Source organism: Rhizobium beringeri (assembly GCF_004306515.1).
GTDB lineage: Bacteria > Pseudomonadota > Alphaproteobacteria > Rhizobiales > Rhizobiaceae > Rhizobium > Rhizobium beringeri.
Genome location: NZ_SILG01000001.1, coordinates 323,917 through 348,545 on the forward strand (window position 1 = coordinate 323,917; position 24,629 = coordinate 348,545).

A 24,629-nucleotide genomic window follows, 5' to 3' on the forward strand; every position below is an offset into this window, starting at 1 on the left:
CTCCTATGGATATGAACGAAATCAAAGAGATCTTTTTCCAGGAGTGCGAGGAGCAGCTCGCCGAGCTGGAATCCGGTCTTCTGAAAATGAATGATGGCGATCGCGATCCGGAAACCATCAATGCGGTGTTCCGTGCCGTACATTCGATCAAGGGTGGCGCCGGCGCCTTCGGCCTTGACGATCTGGTAGCCTTCGCCCATGTTTTCGAGACCACTCTCGATTGCGTTCGATCCAACAAGCTTGAGCCGAACCAGGATGTCCTGAAGGTTATGCTGAAGTCGGCCGACGTGCTCGCCGACCTGACGAACGCCGCACGCGACGGCGGCAGCGTCGATGAAAGCCGCAGCCGCGGCCTCGTCAAGGAACTCGAGGCGCTGGCCAACGGTGAATTGCCGTCTCCCTCGGCATCGACCGAAGCGCCGGCGCCGAAGGCCGCCGCAAAGGCTGCTCCGGCCGCTCCGGCGCCGACCCCCAAGCCGACCGACGACAGCGGCTTCCAGCCAGTCCCCTTTTCCTTCGACGATTTTGGCGGCGAGGGCGATGCGGGCGGCATGCCGGCCTATGAAGTCATCTTCAAGCCGCGCTACGAACTCTATTCCAAGGGCAATGACGCCACCCTGCTGCTGCGCGACCTCTCGCGCCTCGGCGAAATGACCATCTACTGCAATACGGATGACCTGCCGGGCCTCGAGGAACTCGATCCGGAAGGCGCTTATTTCTTCTGGAACGTCACGATCAAGACGGACAAGGGCGAGGACGCCATTCGCACCGTCTTCGAATTCGCCGAGTGGGATTGCGAACTGACGGTGAAGCCGGTCGAGGAAGCAAGGGCCGACGCGACCAGCAACGACGAACTGCCGATGGTGCCGGTTCCCTTCGATCTGTCGATCCTGGACGAAACGGGCGCAACGGAAGAGGTTTCCGCCTCAGACGCGCGCGTCGAAGAGACGGCCGCAGCCGTTGCCGCCGCCGAGACTGCCTCCAACGTCACGCAGATGGCCGCGGCCGCAGCCCGTGTCGAGAAGAAGGAATCGGCAGCTGCCGCAGCGGCCGCGGCAAGTGCGGCCGCCCAGAACAATGCCGCTGGTGCCGGCCAGACGATCCGCGTCGATCTTGACCGTGTCGACCGCCTCATCAACCTCGTCGGCGAATTGGTCATCAACCAGGCGATGCTGTCGCAGAGCGTCATCGAGAATGACACGACCGGCACCTCCTCGATCAATATGGGCCTCGAGGAGCTGCAGCAGCTCACCCGCGAGATCCAGGACTCGGTCATGGCGATCCGCGCGCAGCCGGTGAAGCCGGTGTTCCAGCGCATGTCGCGTATCGTCCGCGAAATCGCCGACATGACCGGCAAGTCGATCCGCCTCATCACTGAAGGTGAAAACACCGAAGTCGACAAGACGGTCATCGACAAGCTGGCCGAGCCGCTGACCCACATGATCCGCAACGCCGTCGACCACGGCATCGAAACCCCCGAAAAGCGCGCAGCTGCCGGCAAGAACACCGAAGGCACAGTCCGCCTCACCGCCAAGCATCGTTCGGGACGCATCCTGATCGAGCTTGCCGACGACGGCGCCGGCATCAACCGCGAGAAGGTCCGCCAGAAGGCGATCGACAACGACCTCATCCCGGCCGACTCCAACCTGTCGGACGAGGAAATCGACAATCTGATCTTCCTGCCGGGCTTCTCGACGGCCGACAAGATCTCTGACATCTCCGGCCGCGGCGTCGGCATGGACGTCGTCAAGCGCTCGATCCAGGCGCTCGGCGGCCGCATCAACATCACCTCGAAGCCGGGCCACGGTTCGGTCTTCACCATGAGCCTGCCGCTGACGCTCGCCGTCCTCGACGGCATGGTGGTCACCGTCGCCGGCCAGACGCTGGTCGTGCCGCTGACCGCGATCGTCGAAACCCTGCAGCCGGAAGCTGCCGCGATCCATTCCTTCGGTGCCAACCACCGGCTGATCTCGATCCGCAACAGTTTCTGCCCGCTGGTCGATGTCGGCCGCATCCTGAACTTCCGCGCCACCCAGGCCAATCCGGTCGAGGGCGTGGCGCTTCTGGTGGAATCCGAAGGCGGCGGCCAACGCGCCCTGATGGTCGATGCCATCCAGGGTCAACGGCAGGTGGTCATCAAGAGCCTGGAAGCGAACTACACCCATGTGCCGGGCATTGCTGCCGCCACAATCCTCGGTGACGGCCGCGTGGCTCTCATCCTCGATGTCGACGCGGTTGTCGGCGCCTCGCGCGGCCAGTCGCTCAAAGCGGAAATGTCGTTAGCAGCGGTGGGCTAAGGGAATGTCGTACACTGTAAAAAATCTGAACGAGGGGGATCGCGAGCTGATCGCGTTCCGCATCGGGGATCAGGAGTTTTGCGTGAACATCATGTCGGTTCGCGAAATCCGGGGCTGGACCCCGGCGACCGCGATGCCGCATTCGCCTGGCTATATGCTGGGAGTCATCAACCTGCGCGGCGCGGTGCTGCCGATCATCGATCTTGCGGCCCGGCTCGGCATGAAGCCGGCCGATCCGACCGCCCGTCATGTCATCATCGTGGCCCAGGTCCGGCGTAAGGTCGTCGGCCTCCTGGTCGACGCCGTTTCCGATATTCTGACGGTGACCGACGAAACCATCCAGCCGACGCCCGAGATCTCCTCCGAGCTCGAGCGTCAATTTGCCCGCGGCATTCTCGCCATCGAGAAGCGAATGATCTGCCTGATCGAACTCGAATCCCTCTTTCCAGAGACCGAAAGCGAAGCCGCATGAGTGTAATGGGCGCAAAAGATCAGAAACAGGGATCCGACGAGGTCCTGGCGAGCGGAGAATATCCGCTGACGCGCCGCGACCTCACCGAGATCGCCGCGATGATCTATTCCGATGCCGGCATCTTCCTCAACGAGACAAAGGCGTCGCTGGTCTATTCGCGTCTATCGAAGCATATCCGCAATCTCGGTCTGTCCGGCTTTCGGGAATATTGCGACCTTGTCGCTTCGCCGGCGGGTGCTGCGCCGCGCCGCGAGATGCTTTCGCACCTGACCACCAATTTTACCCGCTTCTTCCGCGAGAACCACCATTTCGACCACCTGCGCGACCATGTCCTGCCGGAACTTCTACAGCGGGCGAGATCGGGCGGCAGGGTGCGCATCTGGTCAGCCGCCTCCTCAGATGGGCAGGAACCCTATTCGATCGCGCTGACGGTGCTGTCGCTGATGCCGAATGTCGCGGACTACGACTTCAAGATCCTGGCAACCGACATCGATCCGAAGATTCTCGCGATCGCCCGGGCCGGCGCCTATGACGAGAGCGCGCTTGAAACCGTGTCGCCTGCCATGCGCAAGCAATGGTTCAGCGAAGTCGAGATACAGGGCCGCAGGAAGTTCCAGGTCGACGACCGCGTGAAGCGGCTGATCACCTACAACGAGCTGAACCTGATGGCGCAATGGCCGTTCAAGGGCAAGTTCGACGTCATCTTCTGCCGCAACGTCGTCATCTATTTCGACGAGCCCACGCAGATGAAGATCTGGCAGCGTTTCGCCGGTCTGCTGCCGGAGGGCGGGCATCTCTATATCGGCCATTCCGAGCGTGTTTCGGGTGAGGCAAAACACGTCTTCGACAATATCGGCATCACGACCTATCGCTATACGGCCAAAGGTCACGGGAGGAAGGCATGAGCGCTCCGGCAAGAGTTCTCGTTGTTGACGACTCCCCGACGATGCGGGGCCTGATCACCGCTGTGCTCAGTTCCGACCCCGAGGTCAACGTCATCGGCCAGGCCGGCGATGCGCTGGAAGCGCGCGAGGCGATCAAGCGGCTGAACCCCGACGTCGTGACGCTCGACATCGAGATGCCGAACATGAACGGCCTCGATTTCCTCGAAAAGATCATGACGCTGCGTCCGATGCCGGTGATCATGGTATCCACCATGACCCATCGCGGCGCCGAGGCGACGCTTGCGGCGCTGGAGATCGGCGCGTTCGACTGCGTCGGCAAGCCGGCACCGGGCGAACTAAGGCCGTTTGGCGACCTCGCCGAGAAGGTCAAGGCCGCCGCGCGCACGCAACGCCAATATTCCCAGCCTGTTGCCGCCGTCGCGCCACCACCCTCGGTCGCCGATTTCCGCGTCGGCCGCAAGATCGTCGCGATCGGCTCGTCGACCGGCGGTGTCGAGGCGCTGATCGCCGTGCTGCAGAAATTTCCGGCGAATTGCCCGCCGACTGTCATCACCCAGCATATGCCGCCGACCTTCACCAAGAGCTTCGCCGAACGGCTGAACCGCCTCTGTGCGCCGGTGGTGCAGGAAGCGACCGATGGTGCCCGTCTCGAAATCGGCAAGATCTATCTGGCGCCGGGCGGCGAGCGTCACCTCCAGGTCACCAGCGCCTCGGCGCCGTGCTGCCGTCTCGTTGACCGGGCACCGGTCAATGGTCACCGCCCCTCGGTGGACGTGCTTTTCGATTCGGTCGCGGAACTGGCGGGCCGGAATGCCGTCGGCGTGATTTTGACCGGAATGGGTCGCGATGGCGCCGCCGGATTGTTGAAAATGCGCCACGCCGGCGCCAGAACGCTCGGCCAGAACGAAAAAACCTGTGTCGTTTACGGAATGCCAAGGGTTGCTCACGAACTTGGCGCCGTTGAGCAGCAGCTCCCGCTGTCTGCCATCGGTGAAGAAATATTGAAAATGACAGCCGCCCGAAAGGAAGGGACCGAATAAATGTCGATCGCGGAGAAAATCAAAGTTCTGATCGTCGATGATCAGGTAACGAGCCGGTTGCTGCTCAGCGACGCGCTGACCCAGCTCGGTTTCAAGCAGATCACCTCGGCCGGCGACGGCGAGCAGGGCATGAAGATCATGGCCGAGCAGCCGCACCACCTGGTGATCTCGGACTTCAACATGCCGAAGATGGATGGCATCGGCTTCCTTCAGGCTGTTCGCACCAACCCGAACACCAAGAAGGCGGCCTTCATCATCCTGACCGCCCAGGGCGACCGCGCACTGGTGCAGAAGGCGGCCCAGCTCGGCGCCAACAACGTGCTCGCCAAGCCGTTCACGATCGAGAAGATGAAAGCGGCCATCGAAGCCGTGTTTGGAGCCCTGAAATGATCACTGAGGGGGCAGCCCGCCGCGTGCACATCATTCAGGGCGAGTACAAGGTTCTGAGCGATCCGAATGCGGTCCTGTCGACCATTCTCGGTTCGTGCGTGGCTGCGTGCCTCAGAGATCCTGTCGCCGGTGTCGGCGGTATGAACCACTTTCTGCTGCCCGGTTCGGCGACGTCGCCGACTTCAGGTGGCGATGCCACGCGGTACGGCGTGCATCTGATGGAACTGCTGATCAACGGCCTCCTGAAGCAGGGCGCCCGGCGCGACCGGCTGGAAGCAAAAATCTTCGGCGGCGCGAAGACGATCTCGACATTCTCCAATGTCGGTGAGCAGAACGCGGCCTTCGCCGTGCAGTTCCTGAGGGATGAAGGCATTCCGGTGGTCGGTTCCAGCACTGGTGGAGAGCATGGACGCAAGCTTGAATATTGGCCGGTCTCCGGTCGTGCACGGCAATACCCCCTGACCGGCGCCGAAACGCAGAGAACTGTCGCTCTCGAGCAGCGTCCCGCCGCTCCGCAGAAGCCCGTCGAAACCAGTATCGAATTTTTTTGATGGCGAGGATTTTCATATGACATTTAACCCGGTGATGGAGCCGCCTGCGCCTGTTGAAGCGCTGAGCGACATCCTGATGCGCATCGTGTCCGAACTGCACGATGTCGCCTATCTCATCGAGCGCATCGAGCCGCAGCTTCTCGAAATCGGCGGCGCCGAAATCCTGAATTCGCCGGATGCCATGAAGGTCATGCAGGGCATTGATCTGGCCGTGCAGAAATCGCGCGGCCTTGCCGAATTCATCGATACCATCACCGGCGAAATCCCGCACGGCTGGGCAGTCGACGTCGCAACCGCGCTCAGCCTTGTCAAGCTGGCAGAGATGCAGAAGGCATTGGGCGGCGCCACACGCCACGGCCATTCCCAGCCATTGAGCAAGGCAGCCGGCGACTTCGATTTCTTCTAAAGCGCGTCGCAATTCTCCAGATTTGCTCCTTGCGCTTTAGGCCCATTTTGGGCATTTCGTTTTCGCAAAACCGCTGCACACTTTTGCGCGACATGCTTTGGAACCTTTTCGGCCCTTCCGTTCTCCACGAAACGCTCGCACAAGTTTCGCCGACTATTCGTCTGATGAGGCAATAAGCCTGCTTTGTCTTTGACGGATCGTGCGAGAACAGAATGAATCTGTTAAATCAATTAGTTCAGATATTTAAGAACTTCGGCGCCTTGGGCCGAACGCGCCTGATGATTCTTGGAGGCGTCGGTGCCGTCTCTATCGCAATCGTCCTTGCGGCTGCCCTTTTCGTCAACAAGCCGGCACAAGAAACGCTCTATGTCGGTCTGGACTCGCCGGATCTCAACCAGATCAGCATGGCGCTTGCCGAAGCCAACATCAATTTCCAGGTCGGCACGGACGGCACCAGCATCAGCGTCCCCGCGGGGATGACGGGCAAGGCCCGCTTGATGCTTGCCGAGCGCGGCCTGCCGAACAGCGCCAATGCCGGTTACGAACTCTTCGACAATGTCGGCTCTCTCGGCCTGACCTCCTTCATGCAGGAGGTGACGCGGGTTCGGGCGCTGGAAGGCGAAATCGCCCGCACCATCCAGTCGATCTCGGGCATAACAGCCGCACGCGTCCATATCGTCATGCCGGAGGTCGGAAACTTCCGAAAGGCGGAGCAGAAACCGACTGCTTCCGTCATGATTCGCGCCAGCGCCACCACAGGGCGCAGCGCAGCGACCTCGATCCGCCACCTCGTCGCCTCGGCTGTGCCGGGGCTTGACGTCGATGATGTGACCATCCTCGATTCCGCCGGCCAGCTGCTCGCTTCCGGCGATGAGGCGAGCAACAGCTCGCTGAACCGCTCGCTCAACATCGTCCAGAACGTTCAGCAGGAAGTCGAATCCAACATCGACAAGGCGCTGGCACCCTTCCTCGGCATGGACAACTTCCGCTCCAGCGTCACCGCCGATCTCAACACGGACGCCCAGCAGATCCAGGAAACGACTTACGATCCCGAATCCAAGGTCGAACGCTCGGTTCGCTCGACGAAGGAAGCCCAGCAGTCGCAGCAGAAGCAGTCCGATAGCGCGACGACGGTCGAGCAGAACATTCCGCAGGCGGCCCCCGAGGCCGGCGGTTCCGCCGGGCCCGAATCGCAGGACAAATCCGACAAGCGCGAAGAGCAGACCAACTACGAAATCAACAGCAAGACGACGGCGACGACCCGCAACAGCTACAAGGTCGAGAAGCTTTCGATCGCTGTGGTGGTCAACAAGGGCCGTATCGCCAAGATGGTCGGAGAACCCGCCGACCAGACCAAGGTCGATGCCTATCTTGCCGAAATGCAGAAGATCGTCGCTTCGGCGGCCGGCATCGACGCCAAGCGCGGCGACGTCGTCACCGTCACGGCCATGGACTTCCTCGAAAATCAGCTGCTTGAAGACGCCACCGGTGGCGTCCGCGTCATGGACATGCTGAGCCGCAACCTTGCCGGTATCATCAACTCGCTCGCCTTCGTCGCGGTTGCCTTCGTGGTGGTCTGGATGGGTCTGCGGCCGCTGGTGCGCAGCGTCAGCGGCAACGGCAGCTCTGCGGCTTTCGGCGACGCCACGCCGGAAGCGGCCGGCCTCGAGCTTCCGGACTTCGCGCCAGCCTCAGGAGCCGCCGGTGGCGCTCTCATGGATGGCTTCGGGTCCGATTTCGGCTTCGACAGTACCGAAGACCTGCTCAGCCTCGGCGACGACGATGGAAACTTCAACCGGCGCGTCAAGGAAGGCCCGGAACGCAAGCTCTCCCGTATGGTCGAGATCAACGAGGAACGCGCCGCGAAAATCCTCAGGAAATGGGCGATCGACGACGCAGCGTAAAACAAAGGCCGGGCAACCGGCCTTTTTTCATGTCGGTATCGAAGCCTGATTCCCCAACCGCTGTTTGCTAAAAAGCCGTGACTGGAGATGCGAGAGACTCGCCATGACAATCAGGGTCGTGAATTCGAATAAGACGATAGGCCCGACCACTGAAATGCGGCTGTAGCGCGATATGATAAGATGGACTCGCGTAAAACGCGAAGCAAGTTGCGATACCGCCAGAATCACCTTAGCCTCCCTATATCTTGAAGGCTGGAACGAGTGATCGAATCAGTGCATTGGCGACAGCGAAAGTAAATCCCTAGAAGTCGGAGATAGTGATTTGCATCGGCTGGCTTACCCTTAGGTGATTCGAAATGGGATTCGAGCGGGACTTGAATTGAATCCCTTACAGAAAAATTGCTGTTGCACCGAGTTCGATCGTTTCTCAGCCGCAGGACGTTGCCAATGGATATGAATGTAATTCAGGCGAGCAAAGGCGAGAGGCAGATGGCGAATTTCGCGAGTGCGGTGGTGCCGGATCTGTTGCCGCGCGATGAGCTGCTCCAGCGTCTCCACGGTGTCACCAGCAGCGGTAGGTTGCAGTCCGGTCTGCGCGCACTGACGGACTACGTGGGTGCTTCGTACTACCTTCTGGCGCGCTGCGATCTCCTCCAGGAAAGTGGCCTCGATTTCATCGTTTCGTCTGATTGGCCCTTCGACCTGGTCAGGGACATCGCCAATGATCTGGTCCGGGGCTATGCCCGTTCGACCGAGCTGGAAAGATGCATGCAGGTCTTCCAGCCGAATTTTGCTCTCCTGCCTGACAGTGCCGAAGTTCCGGACGGCGCCAGCCGGCAATATTGTTCGGTGACCTTCAATGTCGGCCGGTCGCGGCTGGCTCTGATGTTCCTGTTCGGCGAGGGGTTCATTCTTTCGCCGGAGCGGCTGCGCGATGTGGGCCTGCTTGCAGGTTATGTCGCGAGCTTCCTTCGCTGCGGCGGGACGAGGGTCGATCGCGATTTCGAATTGACAGACCGGGAACTGGAATGCCTGTTCTGGATCGCCGAGGGCAAGACCAGCGACGAGATCGCGATGATCCTCGGAATTTCCCGCAATACCATCAACAACTACATCACCAGTGTGATGCGCAAGACGGCGACCAAGACCCGGTCCGAGGCCATTGCTTTCGCCGTCCGGAATAATCTCGTATAGGGGGATCTATGGGGCACCCATTAGGCAGGACGATGAGCAGCGCTGAGCAGCTGCGCATGGTGCGTGTGAGCAGGATTTCCAGCCGGTCCGATCTTTTCCCGCGGCTGATCGCGATGCAGAAGCTTGCCGATGCGCAAGGATTCGCGATCTTCCGCGTCAGCGGTTCGGGCCTTCCGGCAAAGCAGCGGCTTGTCTGCGAGCTTGAGAACTGGGGACCATCCAATGCCGGTTTCGGCAAGGCCTTCACGGACGCCTATGGCGATATTCTTCTCGACCATATCGACAAATCGCTGCTGCCGCTTTCCTGGGCCGGCGGTTACGACCGTGCGGCACCCGGTCCGGCGGACTTCGCGCCGTTCATGACGCGGCTGCAGGACGGTATTCTGCCTTTCTCCGGACTTGCCTTTCCGGTGCGGCTTGGCGCCGTCGGCAACGGTTTCATCCTTTTTACCGGCGATGAGATCGATCCCTCGAGCGATACCATCGTCGAACTGCACGGTCGCTGCTGCCATATCATGATGGATCTACTCTCGCTCGACGAACGCCGCACGGCCGCCGCCGAGGCGCTCAGCGAACGCGAGATCGCCTGTCTGCAGCTTGCCGGCGACGGCCGCATCAGCGAAGAGATTGCCGACAAGCTTGGCCTGTCCGTGCACACTGTGAACGCCTATCTCGGCTCGGCGACCATCAAGCTCGATTCCGTCAACCGTATTCAGGCGATCGCCAAGGCGATCCGGCTCGGTTATATCAGCTGAACCCGCGCAGGCCTTCACAGCGTTGCGCGTCTTTTCAGACGCGCAAGCGACGCTGTAACGCTTTGAATTGTTGTCCAAGGCGAATGTGAAAGCTCGGTTGTCGTGAAAGACGTTAGCCGGCCAGCGCCTGAGGCGGCTGGTTGACGCTGTAACGCGCTTCCCGAAGGCTCTTTTTGAGGAAGATGGTGTTCTCGTCAGGATCGGCTGACGGATCCTGGAAAGCGATATGATTGATCTCGATGCCGGCGTGATCTTCGGCAAGGGTGAGTTGCGCGTAGACGGTGACGCCGCGCGGCTTGATTTCCAGGTCGAGAACGACTTCGGGCTTGCCGCCCCACTCCAGCGTATAATTGCCGCCCAGGCCGAAATTCACCGTGCCCGGATGAAAGAAAAGCTCCGCTGCCGAAGCGACGAGATCGGAAAGATTGCCGTAATACTCGAAGCGCAGCAGTGAAATAAGGTCAGAAGCATCCAGAAGGCGCAGTTCAGTGGCGACCGGGCTGATCGCGTCTGCGAGGATCTTTTCACGCTGGGTAGAGTGGGGGCATTTTTTCATTCGGCTTATCTGACCCGTTTGTTCTTGGCGTCTGCGGCGTAGACCCGGTGGATGAGCTCCGCAACCGCCTTATAGAAGACTGACGGGATGACACTATCGATCGAGACTTGCGCAAACATGGAGCGCGCAAGCGGCGGATCCTCGAACACCGGTATGCCGTTCTGCTCGGCAATCTCCCTGATTTTGAGCGCAATAAGGTCTTGACCCTTGGCCAGCACCACCGGCGCATCGTTCTCTTCACGCGCGTAACGCAGCGCCACCGCATAGTGCGTCGGGTTTGCAATCACCAGCGTCGCGCGGTGCACGTTGGCGATCATGCGCCGGCGCGCGCGGTCGCGCATCAGCGAGCGCTGCCGGCTCTTGACGAAGGGGTCGCCCTGCGCCTGCTTGTTTTCTTCCTTCACCTCGTGCCGTGTCATCTTCAGCTCGGTGAACCAGTGATGGCGCGTCCAGAAAAGATCGGCGATTGCCACGATCGCGGTGGCGATCAGCATGACGATGATGATCTTGCGCATCGCTGCCATCATTCGCACGAGAATCGTCTGCGGATCGGAGAACATCGCGTCGATCGAGCCGAAATATTCGCTCCTGAGCACGAAGAACAGGATCACCCCGACGACGACGACCTTGAACAGCGATTTTCCGAATTCGACCAGGCCGGGCACGCTGAACAGCCGTGACCAGCCTTTGATCGGCGAGATACGCGAGGCCTGCGGGCGGATGCGTTCAAGCACCAGTGTCGGCAGATTCTGGAAGACGGAGGAGGCGATGCCGAACACCATAAACAGGATGAAGGCAGGCGCCACCAGCGCGGCACTTGCCCAGCCGAGCCGCCCGAACAGCGCCAGCACATCCGGCCCCGTCTCGATCTTCCATTGATCGGGCTGTTCGAAGATGTCGCGCAGCGTTTCACTCATGCGGCCGACGCTGTCGGGAAGGAAGAATACGAGATAAATAAAGGTCGCGAGGATCGTCGCAAAGATCGAAAGTTCGCGCGAAGACGGCACGTTGCCCTTTTCCGCGGCATCGCTTTGCTTTTTCGCGGTTGGGGCTTCTGTTTTGCTGTCCTTGTCATCGTCTGCCAAGTCGCGGCCCTCCGTCAAAAAAATAGGCCGCAGCTAATGCATATCGCCCAAAACTGTGCAGCGGTTTTGGGATAACGACATGCATCAGAACAAAGATCTAAAGTGCGTCGCAGGAACTGAGTTCTGTGCGACGCGCTTTAGAGCGCGGTCTATGGCTGGAAGGGTAGTCGCCTGTGGCATGGCGATCAACAGCCGCCTTTCGGCATGCCGGATTTGTCAACAGTCTCGACGTGTTAGGCGGCCGCCGAAGCGTCGCCTTCCTTTTCCTTGAGCTCGATCTGGCCGGAATTGGCCAGGCGAATCGCTTCCTGTGCCACGGCGCGGCGGGCAATCGCGATCTCGCGCGGATTGACGCCGCCCATGCCGCTCTGCAGATCCGATTCGATCATGCGGCGCTGGCGTGGGCTGATGGCGGAGAGAACCGATTCGCGGATCTCCGGGGGCGACCCGCGCAGCGCGACGGTGAGCACATCCGTCGAGATGTCGTTGAGCAGCATGACGCGGCTGCGCTGCGGCATGTACATGAGGTCCTCGAACAGGAAGATCTTCGGGCGAACCTTGTTGACCGACTCGCGGCTGATCGATTCGAGCGAGCTGAGCAGCGTGTCGACCTGCGGCTTGTCGAGCTCGTTCATGAGATCGGCGACCTTCGTCGAGCCAGCTGCATTGCGCTCTGCCTCGACCTCGGCAAGCAGCGTCATGACCTGGTTTTCGATGATCTGCGCAGCCTTCGGGCTGACGGCTTTCATGTTGACCGTTCTGTTCATGATGTCGGCGCGGCGGTTGTCGGGAAGCTGCAGCAGCACCTTGGCGCCGAAGGAGGAGGGCATCATCGAAAGAATATAGGCGACGGTCTGCGGATGTTCGCGCAGCAGGAACTGTGCGACGAATGTCGGCTCCGCCTCGCTGAGGCGATCCCAGATCGAGGTTTCGTAGGCCTGGAATGCGGTGCGGCGGCCGAGCAGGCTGTCGACCTCGTCGGGTGTCAGGCCTTCTTCCAGAATGGCCTCGATCGCCTTGGCATTGTCCATCAGTCCGGCGCCCTCGGTGAAGAGGTCTTCGAACTCGGAGACGAGCAACAGCAGCTCATCCGGCGGAATGGCGCGCAGCGACTGGGCGGATGAGATAATGGTCTGCAGTTCGGCCTGGGTGAAATACTTCAACAGCCGGCCGGCGACTCCCTTTCCCATAGCGAGAAGAACAGCCGCCGCCTTTTCAGCCTGGGTCAACGGTTTCCCGGCTAGCGCGCCGCCGAAATCGTCAAAGTCCATCATGGTCTAACCTCTCCGTCCCACACAGGGATCAGGCTTTTTTCGTACTCAAAACTTCTATCAGTTTCACACCGAATCGCGTGTCGTCGTTATCAAGCACCGTAATTTCGCCGCGGGCAATCCTGCGGCCATTCACCATGATCTCGACCGGCTCGCCGATCTTCTTGTCGAGGGCGATCGTCGCCCCTTCATTGAGGTTCATCAGGCCGGAGACCTGCATGCGGCTGGTGCCGAGCATGATCTGGACGTCGATCGGGATGTCCATGATCAGGTCGAAGTTGGAATTCAAAGCGCTGCCGAGCGGGGCCGGCGACGCCTCGAAGGAGGAACTGCTGCCGAAATCCATGCCGGCAGCCGGGCTGGCATCGCCGCCGCCGAAGTCGCCGCCGAAATCGTCGCTGCCAAAGGAGGTTTCCGAAGTCTCGCCGCCAAAGGCCGCCAGGTCCGTTCCTGCTGCGAAGGGGTCGCTCTGCAGGTCGTCGCCAAACTGCGACAGGTCGCCATCGGCATCCTGCTTCAGCACGCCGCGCAGATCGTCGATCGCCTGGTCAAGATCCGCTTCGCTGCCCGGAAGATCCAGGGAGAGGTCGCTGTTCTGCTGTGTTTTCTTCGTAGCCATGAAATCACTATTCCAGTTGAAACTTGCCTCAAACTGCCTTTGCAGCCCAAAAGCCAGAGAACCGATTAATTCATTAAATGACGGATGAGTTCATCATCCGAGTTCATCGTATCCTTGACGCGGACCATGTAGTTTTCGCCCGAACGCCCGAACTCGCACACATACAATTCCTTGCTGTTGGCGCTGACCTCGACACGCACGTCGCCGTGGTCGCGGAACGGAATGACGTCGCCGACCATCAGCTTCGATATCGTGCGCAGCGTCAGGTCCTGCAGCCTGATCTTGGCCTCGAGCGTGACATGTGAGCGGCGGACCTGGTCGCCGAGCTGCTCGGTCCATTCCGCTGAGTTGCTGCTGGCCTGGCGTTTCGGCTTCGGCGGCGTCACCTTGGTCTTGAGCAGTGCCGTCTGCGGAACGATCAACGAAAATTCCGAAATGATGCCGGCAAGCGTGATCGACATGTTGATGGCGGCCGCGAATTCATCCGGACGATCCTCCTGCGGCCGGGCGCGCATGTCATGGGCGTGCGGGGCCGAAAGGCTCGGTTCGAAACCGCCCGCCGCGTTGACGGCCGAGCGCAGCACCTTGGCGATCTTGTCGAAGACCATGACCGCCAGATCGAGCTCGATGATCGAAAGCAGCCGGTTGGCTGGTTCCTCGATCGTATCGGCGGTGGCTCCGAGCAGATGCTCCATCAGCGTGATGACGAAGCCGTTGCCGCATGCAAGCGTAATGTTCTGCGACCAGTTGCGCAGCGTCGCGTCAACGAGTGTGACGTTCGCGCTCAGGTCTTCGATGAGGTGGTTCTTGTAGCCGATCTCGCAGCCGAGATAGTTGACCGTCACATCGAGGCCAGTCTCGCTTTTGATGACGTCGGGAAAGAATTCGCTGTAGATTTCCCCGAAGGAGCTGCAGATCTTGGCGACCCTGCCTCGGTCGCCAAGCCCGCCTGTCAGCTTGGCGAGGAGGGCAGGATCCATTGCCGGTTTGTCGTGCGAAGCATTGCTCATAGTCATTTAAGCCGCCTTGTTTTCGCCACCTGGGTTCATCATTTCCTGCTCGACCGCATCGATGGACGGACGCTCGTAAGCCGAGATCGTCTTGCGACCGTATTCGAGAGCGACCTGCGGTACCGAGCCGTTCATATAGGCAAGCAGCGTCTGCTTGACGATGACGTAGAGGCGGTGCTGCTTGTTGCGCACGACCTTGATCTGGGAGACCAGCGGCGAGCAGACGCAGTAAGACAAGAGAATACCGAGGAAGGTGCCGACGAGCGCCGAGCCGATCAGGTGGCCGAGCACCTCAGGCGAATCGTTGATGTGGGCCATCGCCTTGATGACGCCGAGAACGGCCGCGACGATGCCGATCGCCGGGAAGGAATCGCTCATGATCTGGATCGAGTGATAGGGCTTCATCTTGTCGTGCATGATGGTGTTGAGCTCTTCGTCCATCAGCGCCTCGATCTCGTGGCTGCGAGCGTTGCCGATGATGATCAGGCGGACGTAGTCGCAGATGAACGCCGTCAGTTCCTTGTTCTTCAGAACCGTCGGAGCCGACTGGAAGATCGTCGATTCGGCCGGATTGTCGATATGGGCTTCGATTTCGTTTCGCGACTTGGTGCGCAGGTCGCGCATCAGCGAATAGAGCACGCCGAGCGTATCGAGATAATTGCGTTCCTTCGGCACGGCGTGCCTGAAGGCTTCGCTGAGCGCCTTGCCGGAGTCCTTCACCACCTTCATCGGGTTCGCCATGATGAAGCTGCCGAGGCCGGCGCCGCCGATGATGAGGAATTCGAAGGGCTGGAAGAGCGCGTCCACTTCGCCGCCCATCGCCATGAAGCTGCCGACGATACAGCCGCAAGTCACTATAAATCCGATAATGATATTCATCGTCAGCCCAATCTGAACGTTGCTTTTCTTTGAGACGGATAGGGTTTCTGCCTTGCGTGAGGCTGATGAAAGGCCCGATCGCGAGGCATTTCCGCGTGCCAGCTTCGCGCAAGCATCTGCCGTCAGTCTAAAGGAGACGAATGGGTGCCCGCGCCCGTTTCTGAGATGCCGCCTCAGCGAAATCCCGGCCGAACCACATGAGACGACGCCCGGCTTTTCGTCCCGTTCATCGCCAATGCTTGGAGCTTACCGACATGCAATCCGGTCTTTATGTTTCTCTGTCGTCGCAGATGGCCCTCGAAAAGCGTCTGAACACCATCGCAGACAACATGGCGAACGTGAATACGACCGGTTTTCGCGCTACCGAAGTGAAGTTCGATGAGATGGTGGCGAGTACCAAGAACAAGCTGAACACCAAGGTCGCCTTCGTTTCCCAGGGCAACGACTATCTGAACGAGGGAAACGGCGAACTGCAGCATACCGGCAACATGCTCGATTTCGCCATCAAGGGTGATGCCTGGTTTGCGCTCGATACGCCGGCCGGCCGCGTCCTGACGAGGGACGGCCGCTTCACGATCAAGGATACCGGCGAACTCGTCTCGATCAGGGGATATCCCGTTCTCGACGCCGGCGGCGCGCCCATCCAGCTCAACACCAAAGGCGGCGAGCCCGCCGTCGGCACCGACGGCATCATCTATCAGGCCGACCGCCAGGTCGCTTCGCTCGGTTTGTTCGAGGCCGATATCAGCAAGGGTTACTTGCGCTACGAAAACAGCGGTATCATGACCACCGACCAGCCGCGCGCCGTCGTCGACCGCTTCAATGTCGGTGTCGAGCAGGGTTATCTCGAAAACTCCAACGTCAACGCCATGCGCGAGATCACCCAGCTGATCGAAGTCAACCGCGCCTTCGAAAGTGTCTCGTCACTGATGCGCGACAGCGAAGATTCCTTCAAGGAAGCCGTCCAGACACTTGGGGGCAGCCGCTAGGCGAAAGTTGAAAGTTAAAGCATGAGCACCACGCTACTGTCTGAGGACGGCCTTTCCCCGAAGCTGGCGCATCTGGCGGGCCTCGTCGACCGATACGCATCGCCGGAGTTCGCGGTTGCCCATGGCGGTCGCGTGCAGACCATCGCCGCCGGCCACTACACGGTTCATGGTCTCTCCCGCCATGTTCGTCTCGGCGAGTTCGTCGCCCATAAATCCGCGACCGGCATCCATCTGGGCGAAGTCGTGCGCGTCGAGCCGGAACTGATCTATGTCTGCCCGATCGAACCCGGCGAGCCGATCGGCATCCACGATACCGTCATCCGCAAGGGCGCCTTCCGCATTTCACCGTCTGACAGCTGGTGTGGGCGCACTGTCAACTCGCTCGGCGAGCCGATCGACGGGCTGGGTCCGGTCACCGAGGGGCTCGATCGCCGCTCGATCTCCAATACCGCCCCGCCCTCGATGACCCGCAAGCGTGTCGAGACCGGCTTCAAGACCGGCGTGCGCGCGATCGACATCTTCTCGCCGCTCTGCCTGGGGCAGCGCCTCGGCATCTTTGCCGGCTCCGGTGTTGGCAAGTCGACGCTTCTGTCCATGCTCGCCCGCGCCGATGCTTTCGACAAGGTTGTCATTGCGCTCGTCGGCGAACGCGGCCGCGAGGTGCGCGAATTCATCGAGGATACGCTCGGCAGCAACATGAGGAAGGCGATCGCCGTCGTCGCAACCAGCGACGAGAGCCCGATGCTTCGCAAGATGGCGCCGCTGACGGCCGTCACCATCGCCGAACATTTCCGCGACAAGGGCGAGAACGTCCTCTTTATCGTCGACAGCGTCACGCGTTTTGCCCATGCGATCCGCGAGGTGGCGACCGCCTCCGGCGAGCCGCCGATCGCGCGCGGCTATCCCGCTTCCGTCTTCACGGAGCTGCCACGCCTGCTGGAACGCGCCGGTCCCGGCCCCGAGGGCGCCGGAACCATCACGGCGATCATCTCGATCCTCGTCGACGGCGACAATCACAACGACCCGATTGCCGATTCGACGCGCGGCATCCTCGACGGTCATATCGTCCTGCAGCGCAGTCTCGCCGAAGAAGGGCGATATCCTCCGATCGATCCGCTCGCCTCGATCTCGCGTCTTGCCCGCAAGGCCTGGACGCCGGACCAGGAAAAGCTGGTGTCGCGGCTGAAGGTGCTGATTCACCGCTTCGAGGAGACGCGCGACCTGCGCCTGATCGGCGGTTACCGCCAGGGTGCAGATCCCGATCTCGACATGGCGGTCAAGCAGGTGCCGATCATTTACGACGTCCTGAAACAGTCTCCGGGCGATCGCGACTCGCCCGATGCCTTTGCCGATCTCGCCGGCGCGCTCAAGGCTGCAGCCGGCATGGGCAATCAGGGCGGACCCATCCAGAGGAGATAGACGTGACTGAATTCGACGACGAACGCATCGCTTCCCTGAAGCAGCGCAGGAAAACCGTCATCCTGGATCGGCTGCTGACCTTCACCGGCCTGGCGCTTGCCGGCGCCTCCGCTTTCTTCCCCTGGTATGTGTTCTTCAACGCGGACAAGTTCGGCATTAACGTTGCCACCAGCAGCAATTCGCGCGAATTGCCGGATTGGCCGGCGCGCAACGTCTTCAGCGTCTCGCCGCTTGCCATGGTCAACAAGAACGAGGGGGACAAAAAGGCCCCGCCGATCGATCCGCTGACCACCGCAACGGTGTCCGATCTCGGCAAGGAGCGCGATGGCGGCCCCATATTGGAGGATCAGCCCTTCCCCGGCAAATCATCCTTCCGCCTGCTGCATGTTTCCAACGGCCGGGCGCTGATCGAGGATACCTCCGGCATGTATGTGGTGCGCATCGGCTCGATCCTGCCTGATGAAAGCCGCCTTGCGACACTTGAGCAGCGCGACGGCAAATGGGTGATCGTCACCTCCAAGGGCGAGACCTACCAGAACAACTGAACCTGTCCGCAAACCCAGGCAACAGGGGCTCCGCTGCGAACCGGCCGGAGCCCCTGTTCTTTTGCCCCTTTCTTTTGATAGCGGTGGCGTTCGCACAAAAGCCTCTCGAAGCCTGAATTCCCGTAAGTCCCACGCAAGATTACCGCACTAGGTTCGGGACAGTAAAAACGGAGAGTTTCATGCAACCAATCCAACTTTTCGACTTGGCTTCGCGACAGGCGGAATGGCTGACGATTCGTCAGCAGGTTGTTGCCGGCAATATCGCGAATGCCAATACCCCGAAGTTCCACGCCAAGGACGTCACGCCCTTTGACGCTGTGCTCGACAAGTCCGACATCGCCATGGCGCGCACCAATCCGGCGCATCTCAGCGGTAACGATTTCAGCAACAGCGGCGATATCGACGTCAAGGAGGCTGCACTCGACCAGGAAATCGGCGTCCAGGAATCCGGCAATACGGTCGGTTTGGCCGAGGAACTTTCCAAGTCGGGCGATATCAAACGTCAGTACGATCTGAACACCTCGCTGGTCAGTTCCTTCAACCGCATGATGTTGATGACCGTCAGAAGGTAAAATCATGGATCCGCTTTCAGCAGCAATGAAAATCGCCGGCTCCGGGCTCGAAGCGCAGTCAACGCGCCTGCGCATCGTCTCGGAAAACATTGCCAACGCCCGCTCGACCGGCGACACGCCCGGCGCCGAGCCCTATCGGCGCAAGACGATTACCTTCGGCCAGCAGATGGATCGCGCCAGCGGCGTCGAGACGGTCGGCGTCAAGAAGGTCGGCGTCGACGAAGGCGACTTCAGCACTGAATTCGATCCCAGCAACCCGGCTGCGGACCAGAAGGGCGTCGTCAAACTGCCGAACGTCAACATCCTGGTCGAGATGGCCGACATGCGCGAAGCCAACCGCTCGTATGACGCCAATCTGCAGACCATCAAACAGACTCGCGATCTCATCTCCTCCACGATCGATCTCCTGAAGAGCCAATAATCATGATCAGCAGCGTCCAGAATGTCAGCAACCTTTCGATGACCCGTGCGCTCGGCGCCGTCGACACCGAAAATTCCGCCTCGTCGTCTGCCGCCACCACGCCGGGCGCCGCCGGTGCGGCCAATGGCATGAGCTTCGCCTCGGTCATGGGCAACATGGCGAGCGACGCGGTCAGCAGCCTGAAGGGTGCGGAAAGCATGTCCTTTGCCGGTATCAAGGGCACGGCGACGACACGTGAAGTCGTCGATTCCATGCTCCAGGCCGAGCAGACGCTGCAGACCGCGATTGCCATCCGCGACAAGGTCGTCTCGGCCTTTCTCGAAGTCACCAAGATGCAGATGTAACTGATTTGAGGACGAACACATGAGAGCGCTCGCCATCGCAGCAACGGGCATGGATGCCCAGCAGACCAATCTGGAAGTCATCGCGAACAACATCGCGAACATCAATACGACGGGTTTCAAGCGCGCTCGCGCCGAATTCTCGGATCTTCTCTACCAGACCGAACGTGCCAAGGGTGTCGCCAACCGCGCCAACCAGGCCGTCGTTCCGGAAGGTGCCAATATCGGCCTCGGCGTCCAGACCTCGGCGGTCCGCAACCTGCATCTCCAGGGCGAACTGACCCAGACCGGCAACGATCTCGACGTGGCGCTGATCGGCAAGGGTTTCTTCCAGATCCAGTCGACCGACGGCACGACGCTTTACACCCGCGCCGGCGCCTTCAACAAGAACGACCAGGGCCAGCTCGTCACCATCGACGGCTACGAGGTCGTTCCCGGCATCACCATTCCAACGGGCTCGACCGAACTGACGATCAGCCGCTCCGGCCAGGTTTCGGCCAAGCTGCCGGGTGCGACGGATGCGACCGTGCTCGGCCAGTTGACGCTTGCCGACTTCGTCAACGAGGCGGGCCTTCAGCCGCTCGGCGACAATCTCTTCCAGGAAACTGCAGCCTCCGGCGAAGCGGTCATCGGCAATCCCGATGAGGAAGGCTTCGCTTACATGAAGCAGGGTTATCTGGAATCGTCGAACGTCGACCCGGTGAAGGAAATCACCGAGCTGATCTCGGCCCAGCGCGCTTACGAAATGAATTCCAAGGTGATCACCACCGCTGATGAAATGGCCTCCATCGTCAGCAAGAACCTGAAGTAAAGGGAAGGGCCGAAACATGATGTTTTGCCGGGCAGGACACATCTCAGGATGGGTGGCGGCAGCCACGATCGCAGTCGCAGGCATTGTTTTGCCCGCGAACGCGGATGCCGGCATGGGTTATGCCGTCGTCCCGACCACGATCATCTACCCCGGCGACACTTTGTCGGCCAGCCAGCTTCAGGAGGTCGAGGTCACCAACCCCAACCTCGCCGGCGACTATGCCAAATCCCTTTCGCAGGTCGAAGGCATGGTTTCCAAGCGCACGCTGTTGCCAGGCCGCACCATCTCGGTTTCGGCCCTGCGCGAGGCCTATACGGTGACCCGTGGCTCTTCGATCCGCCTGGTCTTCTCGCTCGGCGCGATGACGATCTCGGCTGCCGGCACGCCGCTCGAAGACGGTTCGACGGGGCAGGTCGTGCGCGCACGTAATATGGATTCCGGCGTCATCGTCAGCGGCACGGTGCTTGCGGACGGCACGGTCCATGTGAGGGCAAAATGAAATTGTTCTTCCGTTTCGTTACTCTTGTCGCGGTTCTCGCCATGAGTTTGGCTGATGTCGCGCCCGCCTGGGCGCTGACCTCCCGCATCAAGGACATCGCCTCCCTTCAGGCCGGCCGCGATAACCAGCTGATCGGTTATGGCCTCATCGTCGGCCTCCAGGGGACCGGCGACGGCTTCCGGTCCTCGCCCTTCACCGAGCAGTCGATGCGCGCGATGCTGCAGAATCTCGGCATCTCGACGCAGGGCGGCCAGTCCAACGCCAAGAACACGGCGGCCGTGATGGTGACCGCCAACCTACCCCCTTTCGCAAGCCCCGGCAGCCGTATCGACGTGACGGTGAGCTCGCTCGGCGATGCGACGTCGCTGCGCGGCGGCACGCTCGTCATGACCTCGCTTTCCGGCGCCGACGGCCAGATCTATGCCGTCGCGCAGGGTGCCGCCATCGTTTCCGGTTTTCAGGCGCAGGGCCAGGCGGCGACCGTCACCGAAGGCGTCACCACCGCCGGCCGCGTGCCCGGCGGCGCGATCATCGAGCGCGAACTGCCGTCCCGTTTCAAGGATTCTGTCAATCTCGTCCTGCAACTGCGCAACCCCGACTTCTCGACGGCGATCCGTATCGCCGACATCGTCAACGGTTATGCCTCGGCGCGCTTCGGCGGCCCGGTTGCCGAAGCCAAGGATTCGCAGGAAGTCGTGATCCAGAAGCCGCGCACAGCCGATCTCACCCGGCTGATGGCCGATATCGAAAATCTCATCGTCGAGACCGATACGCCGGCCAAGGTGGTCATCAACGAACGCACCGGGACGATTGTCATCGGCTCGGACGTCCGCGTCTCGCCGGTCGCCGTCAGCTACGGCACCCTGACGGTTCAGGTCACCGAGACGCCGCAGATCATCCAGCCCGAACCCTTCTCGCGCGGCGTAACCGCCGTCCAGCCGCAGACCGATATCGCCGCGGAGCAGACCGGCGGGCGCGTCGCGATCATCGACGGCCCCGACCTCCGGACCCTCGTCGCCGGCCTCAACAACATCGGCGTGAAACCGGATGGTATTATCGCCATTCTCCAGGGCATCAAATCGGCAGGCGCCCTGCAGGCGGAGCTCGTGCTGCAATGATCAAGATCATCAACCTTGACATGACGGTCCTGCAATTGCTGCGCCGGCTGGCGCTGCCGGCCGCGGGCCTCGTCCTTCTGTCGATCCCCGGCGCCTTCGCGCAGGAACATGCGCCGGCCGGCGACATCACGTCCCAGGACGAGATCAAGCAGTTCTGTACCAACATTGCCGAGCCCGCCCGCGACCAGCGTTATCTCCTGCAGAAGCAGGAACTGGAAAAGCTTCGCGCCGACATCGACGCCCGCATGGCGGAGATGGACAAGCGCAAGGCCGAATATCAGGACTGGCTGAAGCGGCGCGACGATTTCCTGAAGCAGGCGGAAGCCGGCCTCACCGAGATCTACAAGAAGATGAAGCCGGATGCGGCCGCACTCCAGTTGCAGGACATGAAGATCGAGGTGGCCTCCGCCGTGATCATGCGGCTCGGCCCGCGGCAATCGAGCCTCATCCTCAACGAGATGGACCCGCAGAAGGCCGCTGCCATCGCCAGCGTCATTGCCAGTGCGTCCGATCCCAATACGTCGAAGGATCCTTCATGAATATGCGTTTCCCGGCCGCGATCGCCACCCTCGCACTCCTTGCAGGTTGCCAGTCTCCGACAGCGGTCAGCGAGATCGGCCGCGCGCCCGCCATGAGCCCGATCGGCAGCGGCCTCGCCTACGGCCAGACGCCACAGATGGCGCTTTATCCGAAGCAGCCGCGCGCCGTGGCGCAGGGCTACTCGCTGTGGAGCGATTCGCAGGCCGCTCTCTTCAAGGATGCGCGCGCGCTCAACGTCGGCGACATCCTGACCGTCGACATCCAGATCAACGACAAGGGCTCCTTCGACAACGAGACCAACCGCAGCCGCAAGAATTCGAGCGGCATGAACTGGGACGTCAACGCCCAGATCTTCGGCTGGACGCCCGAGTCCAAGACCGACCTGACCTATGGTTCCGACACCAGCACCGACGGCAAGGGCAAGATCGAGCGCACCGACAAGCTCACCCTTCTGGTCGCCGCCGTCGTCACCGGCATTCTCGAAAACGGCAACCTCGTCATATCCGGCTCGCAGGAAGTCCGCCTGAACCAGGAACTGCGCATCCTGAACGTTGCTGGTATCGTTCGTCCGCAGGACGTCAATGCCGAAAACCAGATCTCCTACGACAAGATCGCCGAAGCCCGCATCTCCTACGGTGGCCGCGGCCGCTTGATGGAAGTGCAGCAGCCTCCGCGCGGCCAGCAGGCCGTCGATCTTTTCTCGCCGCTTTGAGGCTGAACGACGATGGCAGAGCCAGACGCAAGCGCAGGTCAACCGAACAAGAAATCCGGCTCGCTGATGACGATCATCGGCATCGCCGTCCTGACCCTGCTCGGCGCCGGCGGCGGCTGGGCGGTCGGCACGATCGTCGCGCCCAACATCAAGGGTGCCAAGGAGGTCGAGCAGGCAAAGGATGCCGAGGCCAAGAAGAAGGCCGAGGAAGGTCTGGCGCGCATCTCGACCGAGGCCAACAACGTCGTCCAGCTCGAGCCGATCACCTCGAACCTCGCCTACCCCTCGGAAAACTGGGTGCGACTCGAAGTCGCGCTGCTGTTCAACGGGCCGCCGGATGTCAAGGTTTCCGAGGATATTCACCAGGATATCCTCGCCTATATCAGAACCGTTTCCCTTCAGCAGATCGAGGGGCCGCGCGGCTTTCAATATCTCAAGGATGACATACAGGAACGTGTTGACCTTCGCTCGCAAGGGCGGGTATCGAAGGTCATGTTCAGGACATTTGTCATCGAATGATTCGTCTCATAGTTTTCCTTGCCGCCATGATGGCGGTACCGGAACTGGCGGTGGCACAGCAGCTGCCGACTGACTTGTTGAACGTCCCGGTCGATGGCTCTGTCGCCGCCTGGATCATTCGCACATTCGGCCTGCTGACCATTCTTTCGGTCGCGCCTGGCATCCTGATCATGGTGACGAGCTTTCCGCGCTTCATCATCGCCTTCTCGATCCTGCGCTCAGGGATGGGCCTCTCCTCGACGCCTTCCAACATGATCCTTTTGTCGCTATCGCTGTTCATGACCTTTTATGTCATGTCGCCGACCTTTGATCAGGCCTGGCAGAACGGTGTGCAGCCGCTGCTTGCCAATCAGATCAACGAGACCGAGGCGGTCCAGCGTATCGCCGAACCCTTCCGCACCTTCATGGCGGCCAATACCCGCGACAAGGATCTGGCGCTCTTCGTCGATCTGGCGCGCGAACGCGGACAGAATATCCAGACGACCAATCCGATCGACTACCGCGTGCTGATCCCGGCCTTCATGATTTCCGAGATTCGCCGCGGCTTCGAGATCGGCTTCCTCGTCGTGCTGCCCTTCCTCGTCATCGACCTCATCGTCGCCACCATCACCATGGCGATGGGCATGATGATGCTGCCGCCGACCTCGATCTCGCTGCCTTTCAAGATTCTCTTCTTCGTGTTGATCGACGGTTGGAACCTGCTCGTCGGCAGCCTGGTGCGCTCGTTCAGCTGACCGGCTGCCGCTGCTTGATATTCGCCAATGAGAAAACCCGCCGGATCGCTCCGGCGGGTTTCTAATTTTGCAGCC

The 24,629-nt window shown here is 60.9% G+C and carries 29 protein-coding genes; 23 read left to right on the forward strand and 6 right to left on the reverse strand.

The genetic code is table 11. The annotated features are described in order from the left end of the window. The first annotated feature begins 5 nt into the window (after positions 1–5). The 10 genes from ELH03_RS01720 to visR all read left to right on the forward strand — a co-directional run bounded on the left by ELH03_RS01720 (position 6) and on the right by visR (position 9,914). A complete protein-coding gene (locus tag ELH03_RS01720; protein WP_128401872.1) occupies positions 6–2,297 on the forward strand; it encodes a chemotaxis protein CheA in 2,292 nt (763 codons plus the stop codon). Between the two features lie 4 nt (positions 2,298–2,301). After that, the gene (locus tag ELH03_RS01725) at positions 2,302–2,769 is read left to right on the forward strand and encodes a chemotaxis protein CheW (RefSeq protein ID WP_012756045.1); all 468 of its coding nucleotides are present in this window, start codon (positions 2,302–2,304) and stop codon (positions 2,767–2,769) included. Continuing rightward, on the forward strand, positions 2,766–3,674 hold the full coding sequence (cheR, locus tag ELH03_RS01730) for a protein-glutamate O-methyltransferase CheR (protein WP_128401871.1): 909 nt from the start codon (positions 2,766–2,768) through the stop codon (positions 3,672–3,674). The genes ELH03_RS01725 and cheR overlap by 4 nt, the downstream gene beginning before the upstream one ends. Continuing rightward, positions 3,671–4,714 carry a protein-glutamate O-methylesterase CheB gene (gene cheB / locus ELH03_RS01735; RefSeq protein ID WP_130765921.1) on the forward strand — a complete coding sequence of 348 codons (1,044 nt, stop codon included), beginning with the start codon at positions 3,671–3,673 and terminating at the stop codon, positions 4,712–4,714. The genes cheR and cheB overlap by 4 nt, the downstream gene beginning before the upstream one ends. Continuing rightward, positions 4,715–5,104: a response regulator gene (locus ELH03_RS01740; protein WP_003556488.1), complete on the forward strand. Its 390-nt coding sequence runs from the start codon at positions 4,715–4,717 to the stop codon at positions 5,102–5,104. It abuts the gene before it with no gap. Next, entirely contained in the window at positions 5,101–5,655 is a 555-nt protein-coding gene (gene cheD / locus ELH03_RS01745) for a chemoreceptor glutamine deamidase CheD (protein WP_018244796.1), read from the forward strand. Before ELH03_RS01740 ends, cheD begins: the two co-directional genes overlap by 4 nt. 16 nt (positions 5,656–5,671) lie before the next feature. Further along, complete coding sequence (cheT, locus tag ELH03_RS01750) at positions 5,672–6,061, forward strand: chemotaxis protein CheT (protein WP_018072555.1); 390 nt, start codon at positions 5,672–5,674, stop codon at positions 6,059–6,061. A 212-nt stretch (positions 6,062–6,273) separates the two neighbouring features. Further along, positions 6,274–7,965: a flagellar basal-body MS-ring/collar protein FliF gene (gene fliF / locus ELH03_RS01755; protein ID WP_018244797.1), complete on the forward strand. Its 1,692-nt coding sequence runs from the start codon at positions 6,274–6,276 to the stop codon at positions 7,963–7,965. A 447-nt stretch (positions 7,966–8,412) separates the two neighbouring features. Then, positions 8,413–9,159, forward strand: coding sequence for a transcriptional regulator VisN (gene visN, locus ELH03_RS01760; RefSeq protein WP_128401095.1), 747 nt, complete (start codon positions 8,413–8,415; stop codon positions 9,157–9,159). A gap of 8 nt (positions 9,160–9,167) precedes the next feature. Further along, positions 9,168–9,914: a transcriptional regulator VisR gene (gene visR, locus ELH03_RS01765; protein WP_128401094.1), complete on the forward strand. Its 747-nt coding sequence runs from the start codon at positions 9,168–9,170 to the stop codon at positions 9,912–9,914. Positions 9,915–10,026: 112 nt separating this feature from the next. Here visR and ELH03_RS01770 read toward each other — a convergent pair whose 3' ends face one another. The 6 genes from ELH03_RS01770 to motA form a co-directional block, all read right to left on the reverse strand. Next, complete coding sequence (locus tag ELH03_RS01770; protein WP_018072559.1) at positions 10,027–10,470, reverse strand: BspJ family T4SS effector nucleomodulin; 444 nt, start codon at positions 10,468–10,470, stop codon at positions 10,027–10,029. A gap of 5 nt (positions 10,471–10,475) precedes the next feature. Next, a complete protein-coding gene (flhB, locus tag ELH03_RS01775) occupies positions 10,476–11,555 on the reverse strand; it encodes a flagellar biosynthesis protein FlhB (RefSeq protein ID WP_026188625.1) in 1,080 nt (359 codons plus the stop codon). Positions 11,556–11,788: 233 nt separating this feature from the next. After that, positions 11,789–12,829 carry a flagellar motor switch protein FliG gene (gene fliG / locus ELH03_RS01785; protein WP_003545520.1) on the reverse strand — a complete coding sequence of 347 codons (1,041 nt, stop codon included), beginning with the start codon at positions 12,827–12,829 and terminating at the stop codon, positions 11,789–11,791. A gap of 28 nt (positions 12,830–12,857) precedes the next feature. After that, complete coding sequence (gene fliN, locus ELH03_RS01790; protein ID WP_128401093.1) at positions 12,858–13,445, reverse strand: flagellar motor switch protein FliN; 588 nt, start codon at positions 13,443–13,445, stop codon at positions 12,858–12,860. Between the two features lie 65 nt (positions 13,446–13,510). Further along, positions 13,511–14,461, reverse strand: coding sequence for a FliM/FliN family flagellar motor switch protein (locus ELH03_RS01795; RefSeq protein ID WP_130806643.1), 951 nt, complete (start codon positions 14,459–14,461; stop codon positions 13,511–13,513). Continuing rightward, a complete protein-coding gene (gene motA, locus ELH03_RS01800; protein WP_003556508.1) occupies positions 14,462–15,334 on the reverse strand; it encodes a flagellar motor stator protein MotA in 873 nt (290 codons plus the stop codon). Positions 15,335–15,588: 254 nt separating this feature from the next. Here motA and flgF point away from each other — a divergent pair, with 254 nt between their 5' ends. The 13 genes from flgF (at position 15,589) to fliP (ending at position 24,554) form a co-directional block, all read left to right on the forward strand. Further along, positions 15,589–16,323 carry a flagellar basal-body rod protein FlgF gene (gene flgF / locus ELH03_RS01805; RefSeq protein WP_128401091.1) on the forward strand — a complete coding sequence of 245 codons (735 nt, stop codon included), beginning with the start codon at positions 15,589–15,591 and terminating at the stop codon, positions 16,321–16,323. Positions 16,324–16,344: 21 nt separating this feature from the next. Next, positions 16,345–17,742: a flagellar protein export ATPase FliI gene (gene fliI / locus ELH03_RS01810; RefSeq protein ID WP_018244807.1), complete on the forward strand. Its 1,398-nt coding sequence runs from the start codon at positions 16,345–16,347 to the stop codon at positions 17,740–17,742. 2 nt (positions 17,743–17,744) lie between these two features. Further along, the gene (locus ELH03_RS01815) at positions 17,745–18,287 is read left to right on the forward strand and encodes a flagellar protein (protein WP_128401090.1); all 543 of its coding nucleotides are present in this window, start codon (positions 17,745–17,747) and stop codon (positions 18,285–18,287) included. Between the two features lie 179 nt (positions 18,288–18,466). After that, positions 18,467–18,859: a flagellar basal body rod protein FlgB gene (gene flgB / locus ELH03_RS01820; protein ID WP_018072565.1), complete on the forward strand. Its 393-nt coding sequence runs from the start codon at positions 18,467–18,469 to the stop codon at positions 18,857–18,859. 4 nt (positions 18,860–18,863) lie between these two features. Next, positions 18,864–19,280: a flagellar basal body rod protein FlgC gene (gene flgC / locus ELH03_RS01825; protein ID WP_027685989.1), complete on the forward strand. Its 417-nt coding sequence runs from the start codon at positions 18,864–18,866 to the stop codon at positions 19,278–19,280. Positions 19,281–19,282: 2 nt separating this feature from the next. Next, positions 19,283–19,624, forward strand: a complete 342-nt coding sequence (fliE, locus tag ELH03_RS01830; protein ID WP_128401089.1) for a flagellar hook-basal body complex protein FliE — start codon at positions 19,283–19,285, stop codon at positions 19,622–19,624. Positions 19,625–19,643: 19 nt separating this feature from the next. Next, positions 19,644–20,432 (forward strand): flagellar basal-body rod protein FlgG, encoded by a 789-nt coding sequence (flgG, locus tag ELH03_RS01835; protein ID WP_128401088.1) that lies wholly within the window; start codon positions 19,644–19,646, stop codon positions 20,430–20,432. Between the two features lie 16 nt (positions 20,433–20,448). After that, positions 20,449–20,931 (forward strand): flagellar basal body P-ring formation chaperone FlgA, encoded by a 483-nt coding sequence (gene flgA, locus ELH03_RS01840; RefSeq protein ID WP_128401087.1) that lies wholly within the window; start codon positions 20,449–20,451, stop codon positions 20,929–20,931. Then, entirely contained in the window at positions 20,928–22,049 is a 1,122-nt protein-coding gene (locus ELH03_RS01845; protein ID WP_027685986.1) for a flagellar basal body P-ring protein FlgI, read from the forward strand. Before flgA ends, ELH03_RS01845 begins: the two co-directional genes overlap by 4 nt. Further along, positions 22,046–22,588: a MotE family protein gene (locus tag ELH03_RS01850; RefSeq protein WP_128401086.1), complete on the forward strand. Its 543-nt coding sequence runs from the start codon at positions 22,046–22,048 to the stop codon at positions 22,586–22,588. Before ELH03_RS01845 ends, ELH03_RS01850 begins: the two co-directional genes overlap by 4 nt. Beyond that, entirely contained in the window at positions 22,585–23,301 is a 717-nt protein-coding gene (gene flgH / locus ELH03_RS01855) for a flagellar basal body L-ring protein FlgH (protein ID WP_128412828.1), read from the forward strand. The genes ELH03_RS01850 and flgH overlap by 4 nt, the downstream gene beginning before the upstream one ends. 12 nt (positions 23,302–23,313) lie before the next feature. After that, the gene (locus ELH03_RS01860; RefSeq protein ID WP_105004966.1) at positions 23,314–23,820 is read left to right on the forward strand and encodes a flagellar basal body-associated FliL family protein; all 507 of its coding nucleotides are present in this window, start codon (positions 23,314–23,316) and stop codon (positions 23,818–23,820) included. Beyond that, entirely contained in the window at positions 23,817–24,554 is a 738-nt protein-coding gene (gene fliP / locus ELH03_RS01865) for a flagellar type III secretion system pore protein FliP (RefSeq protein WP_018244816.1), read from the forward strand. The genes ELH03_RS01860 and fliP overlap by 4 nt, the downstream gene beginning before the upstream one ends. The last annotated feature ends 75 nt before the right edge of the window (positions 24,555–24,629 follow it).

Excerpts from the sequence above, each read along its gene's own strand:
- ELH03_RS01720 (WP_128401872.1), top strand. The coding sequence starts at position 6 with ATGGATATGAACGAAATCAAAGAGATCTTTTTCCAGGAGTGCGAGGAG.
- ELH03_RS01725 (WP_012756045.1), top strand. The coding sequence starts at position 2,302 with ATGTCGTACACTGTAAAAAATCTGAACGAGGGGGATCGCGAGCTGATC.
- cheR (WP_128401871.1), top strand. The coding sequence starts at position 2,766 with ATGAGTGTAATGGGCGCAAAAGATCAGAAACAGGGATCCGACGAGGTC.
- cheB (WP_130765921.1), top strand. The coding sequence starts at position 3,671 with ATGAGCGCTCCGGCAAGAGTTCTCGTTGTTGACGACTCCCCGACGATG.
- ELH03_RS01740 (WP_003556488.1), top strand. The coding sequence starts at position 4,715 with ATGTCGATCGCGGAGAAAATCAAAGTTCTGATCGTCGATGATCAGGTA.
- cheD (WP_018244796.1), top strand. The coding sequence starts at position 5,101 with ATGATCACTGAGGGGGCAGCCCGCCGCGTGCACATCATTCAGGGCGAG.
- cheT (WP_018072555.1), top strand. The coding sequence starts at position 5,672 with ATGACATTTAACCCGGTGATGGAGCCGCCTGCGCCTGTTGAAGCGCTG.
- fliF (WP_018244797.1), top strand. The coding sequence starts at position 6,274 with ATGAATCTGTTAAATCAATTAGTTCAGATATTTAAGAACTTCGGCGCC.
- visN (WP_128401095.1), top strand. The coding sequence starts at position 8,413 with ATGGATATGAATGTAATTCAGGCGAGCAAAGGCGAGAGGCAGATGGCG.
- visR (WP_128401094.1), top strand. The coding sequence starts at position 9,168 with ATGGGGCACCCATTAGGCAGGACGATGAGCAGCGCTGAGCAGCTGCGC.
- ELH03_RS01770 (WP_018072559.1), bottom strand. The coding sequence starts at position 10,470 with ATGAAAAAATGCCCCCACTCTACCCAGCGTGAAAAGATCCTCGCAGAC.
- fliG (WP_003545520.1), bottom strand. The coding sequence starts at position 12,829 with ATGATGGACTTTGACGATTTCGGCGGCGCGCTAGCCGGGAAACCGTTG.
- fliN (WP_128401093.1), bottom strand. The coding sequence starts at position 13,445 with ATGGCTACGAAGAAAACACAGCAGAACAGCGACCTCTCCCTGGATCTT.
- ELH03_RS01795 (WP_130806643.1), bottom strand. The coding sequence starts at position 14,461 with ATGACTATGAGCAATGCTTCGCACGACAAACCGGCAATGGATCCTGCC.
- motA (WP_003556508.1), bottom strand. The coding sequence starts at position 15,334 with ATGAATATCATTATCGGATTTATAGTGACTTGCGGCTGTATCGTCGGC.
- flgF (WP_128401091.1), top strand. The coding sequence starts at position 15,589 with ATGCAATCCGGTCTTTATGTTTCTCTGTCGTCGCAGATGGCCCTCGAA.
- fliI (WP_018244807.1), top strand. The coding sequence starts at position 16,345 with ATGAGCACCACGCTACTGTCTGAGGACGGCCTTTCCCCGAAGCTGGCG.
- flgB (WP_018072565.1), top strand. The coding sequence starts at position 18,467 with ATGCAACCAATCCAACTTTTCGACTTGGCTTCGCGACAGGCGGAATGG.
- flgC (WP_027685989.1), top strand. The coding sequence starts at position 18,864 with ATGGATCCGCTTTCAGCAGCAATGAAAATCGCCGGCTCCGGGCTCGAA.
- fliE (WP_128401089.1), top strand. The coding sequence starts at position 19,283 with ATGATCAGCAGCGTCCAGAATGTCAGCAACCTTTCGATGACCCGTGCG.
- flgG (WP_128401088.1), top strand. The coding sequence starts at position 19,644 with ATGAGAGCGCTCGCCATCGCAGCAACGGGCATGGATGCCCAGCAGACC.
- flgA (WP_128401087.1), top strand. The coding sequence starts at position 20,449 with ATGATGTTTTGCCGGGCAGGACACATCTCAGGATGGGTGGCGGCAGCC.
- ELH03_RS01845 (WP_027685986.1), top strand. The coding sequence starts at position 20,928 with ATGAAATTGTTCTTCCGTTTCGTTACTCTTGTCGCGGTTCTCGCCATG.
- ELH03_RS01850 (WP_128401086.1), top strand. The coding sequence starts at position 22,046 with ATGATCAAGATCATCAACCTTGACATGACGGTCCTGCAATTGCTGCGC.
- flgH (WP_128412828.1), top strand. The coding sequence starts at position 22,585 with ATGAATATGCGTTTCCCGGCCGCGATCGCCACCCTCGCACTCCTTGCA.
- ELH03_RS01860 (WP_105004966.1), top strand. The coding sequence starts at position 23,314 with ATGGCAGAGCCAGACGCAAGCGCAGGTCAACCGAACAAGAAATCCGGC.
- fliP (WP_018244816.1), top strand. The coding sequence starts at position 23,817 with ATGATTCGTCTCATAGTTTTCCTTGCCGCCATGATGGCGGTACCGGAA.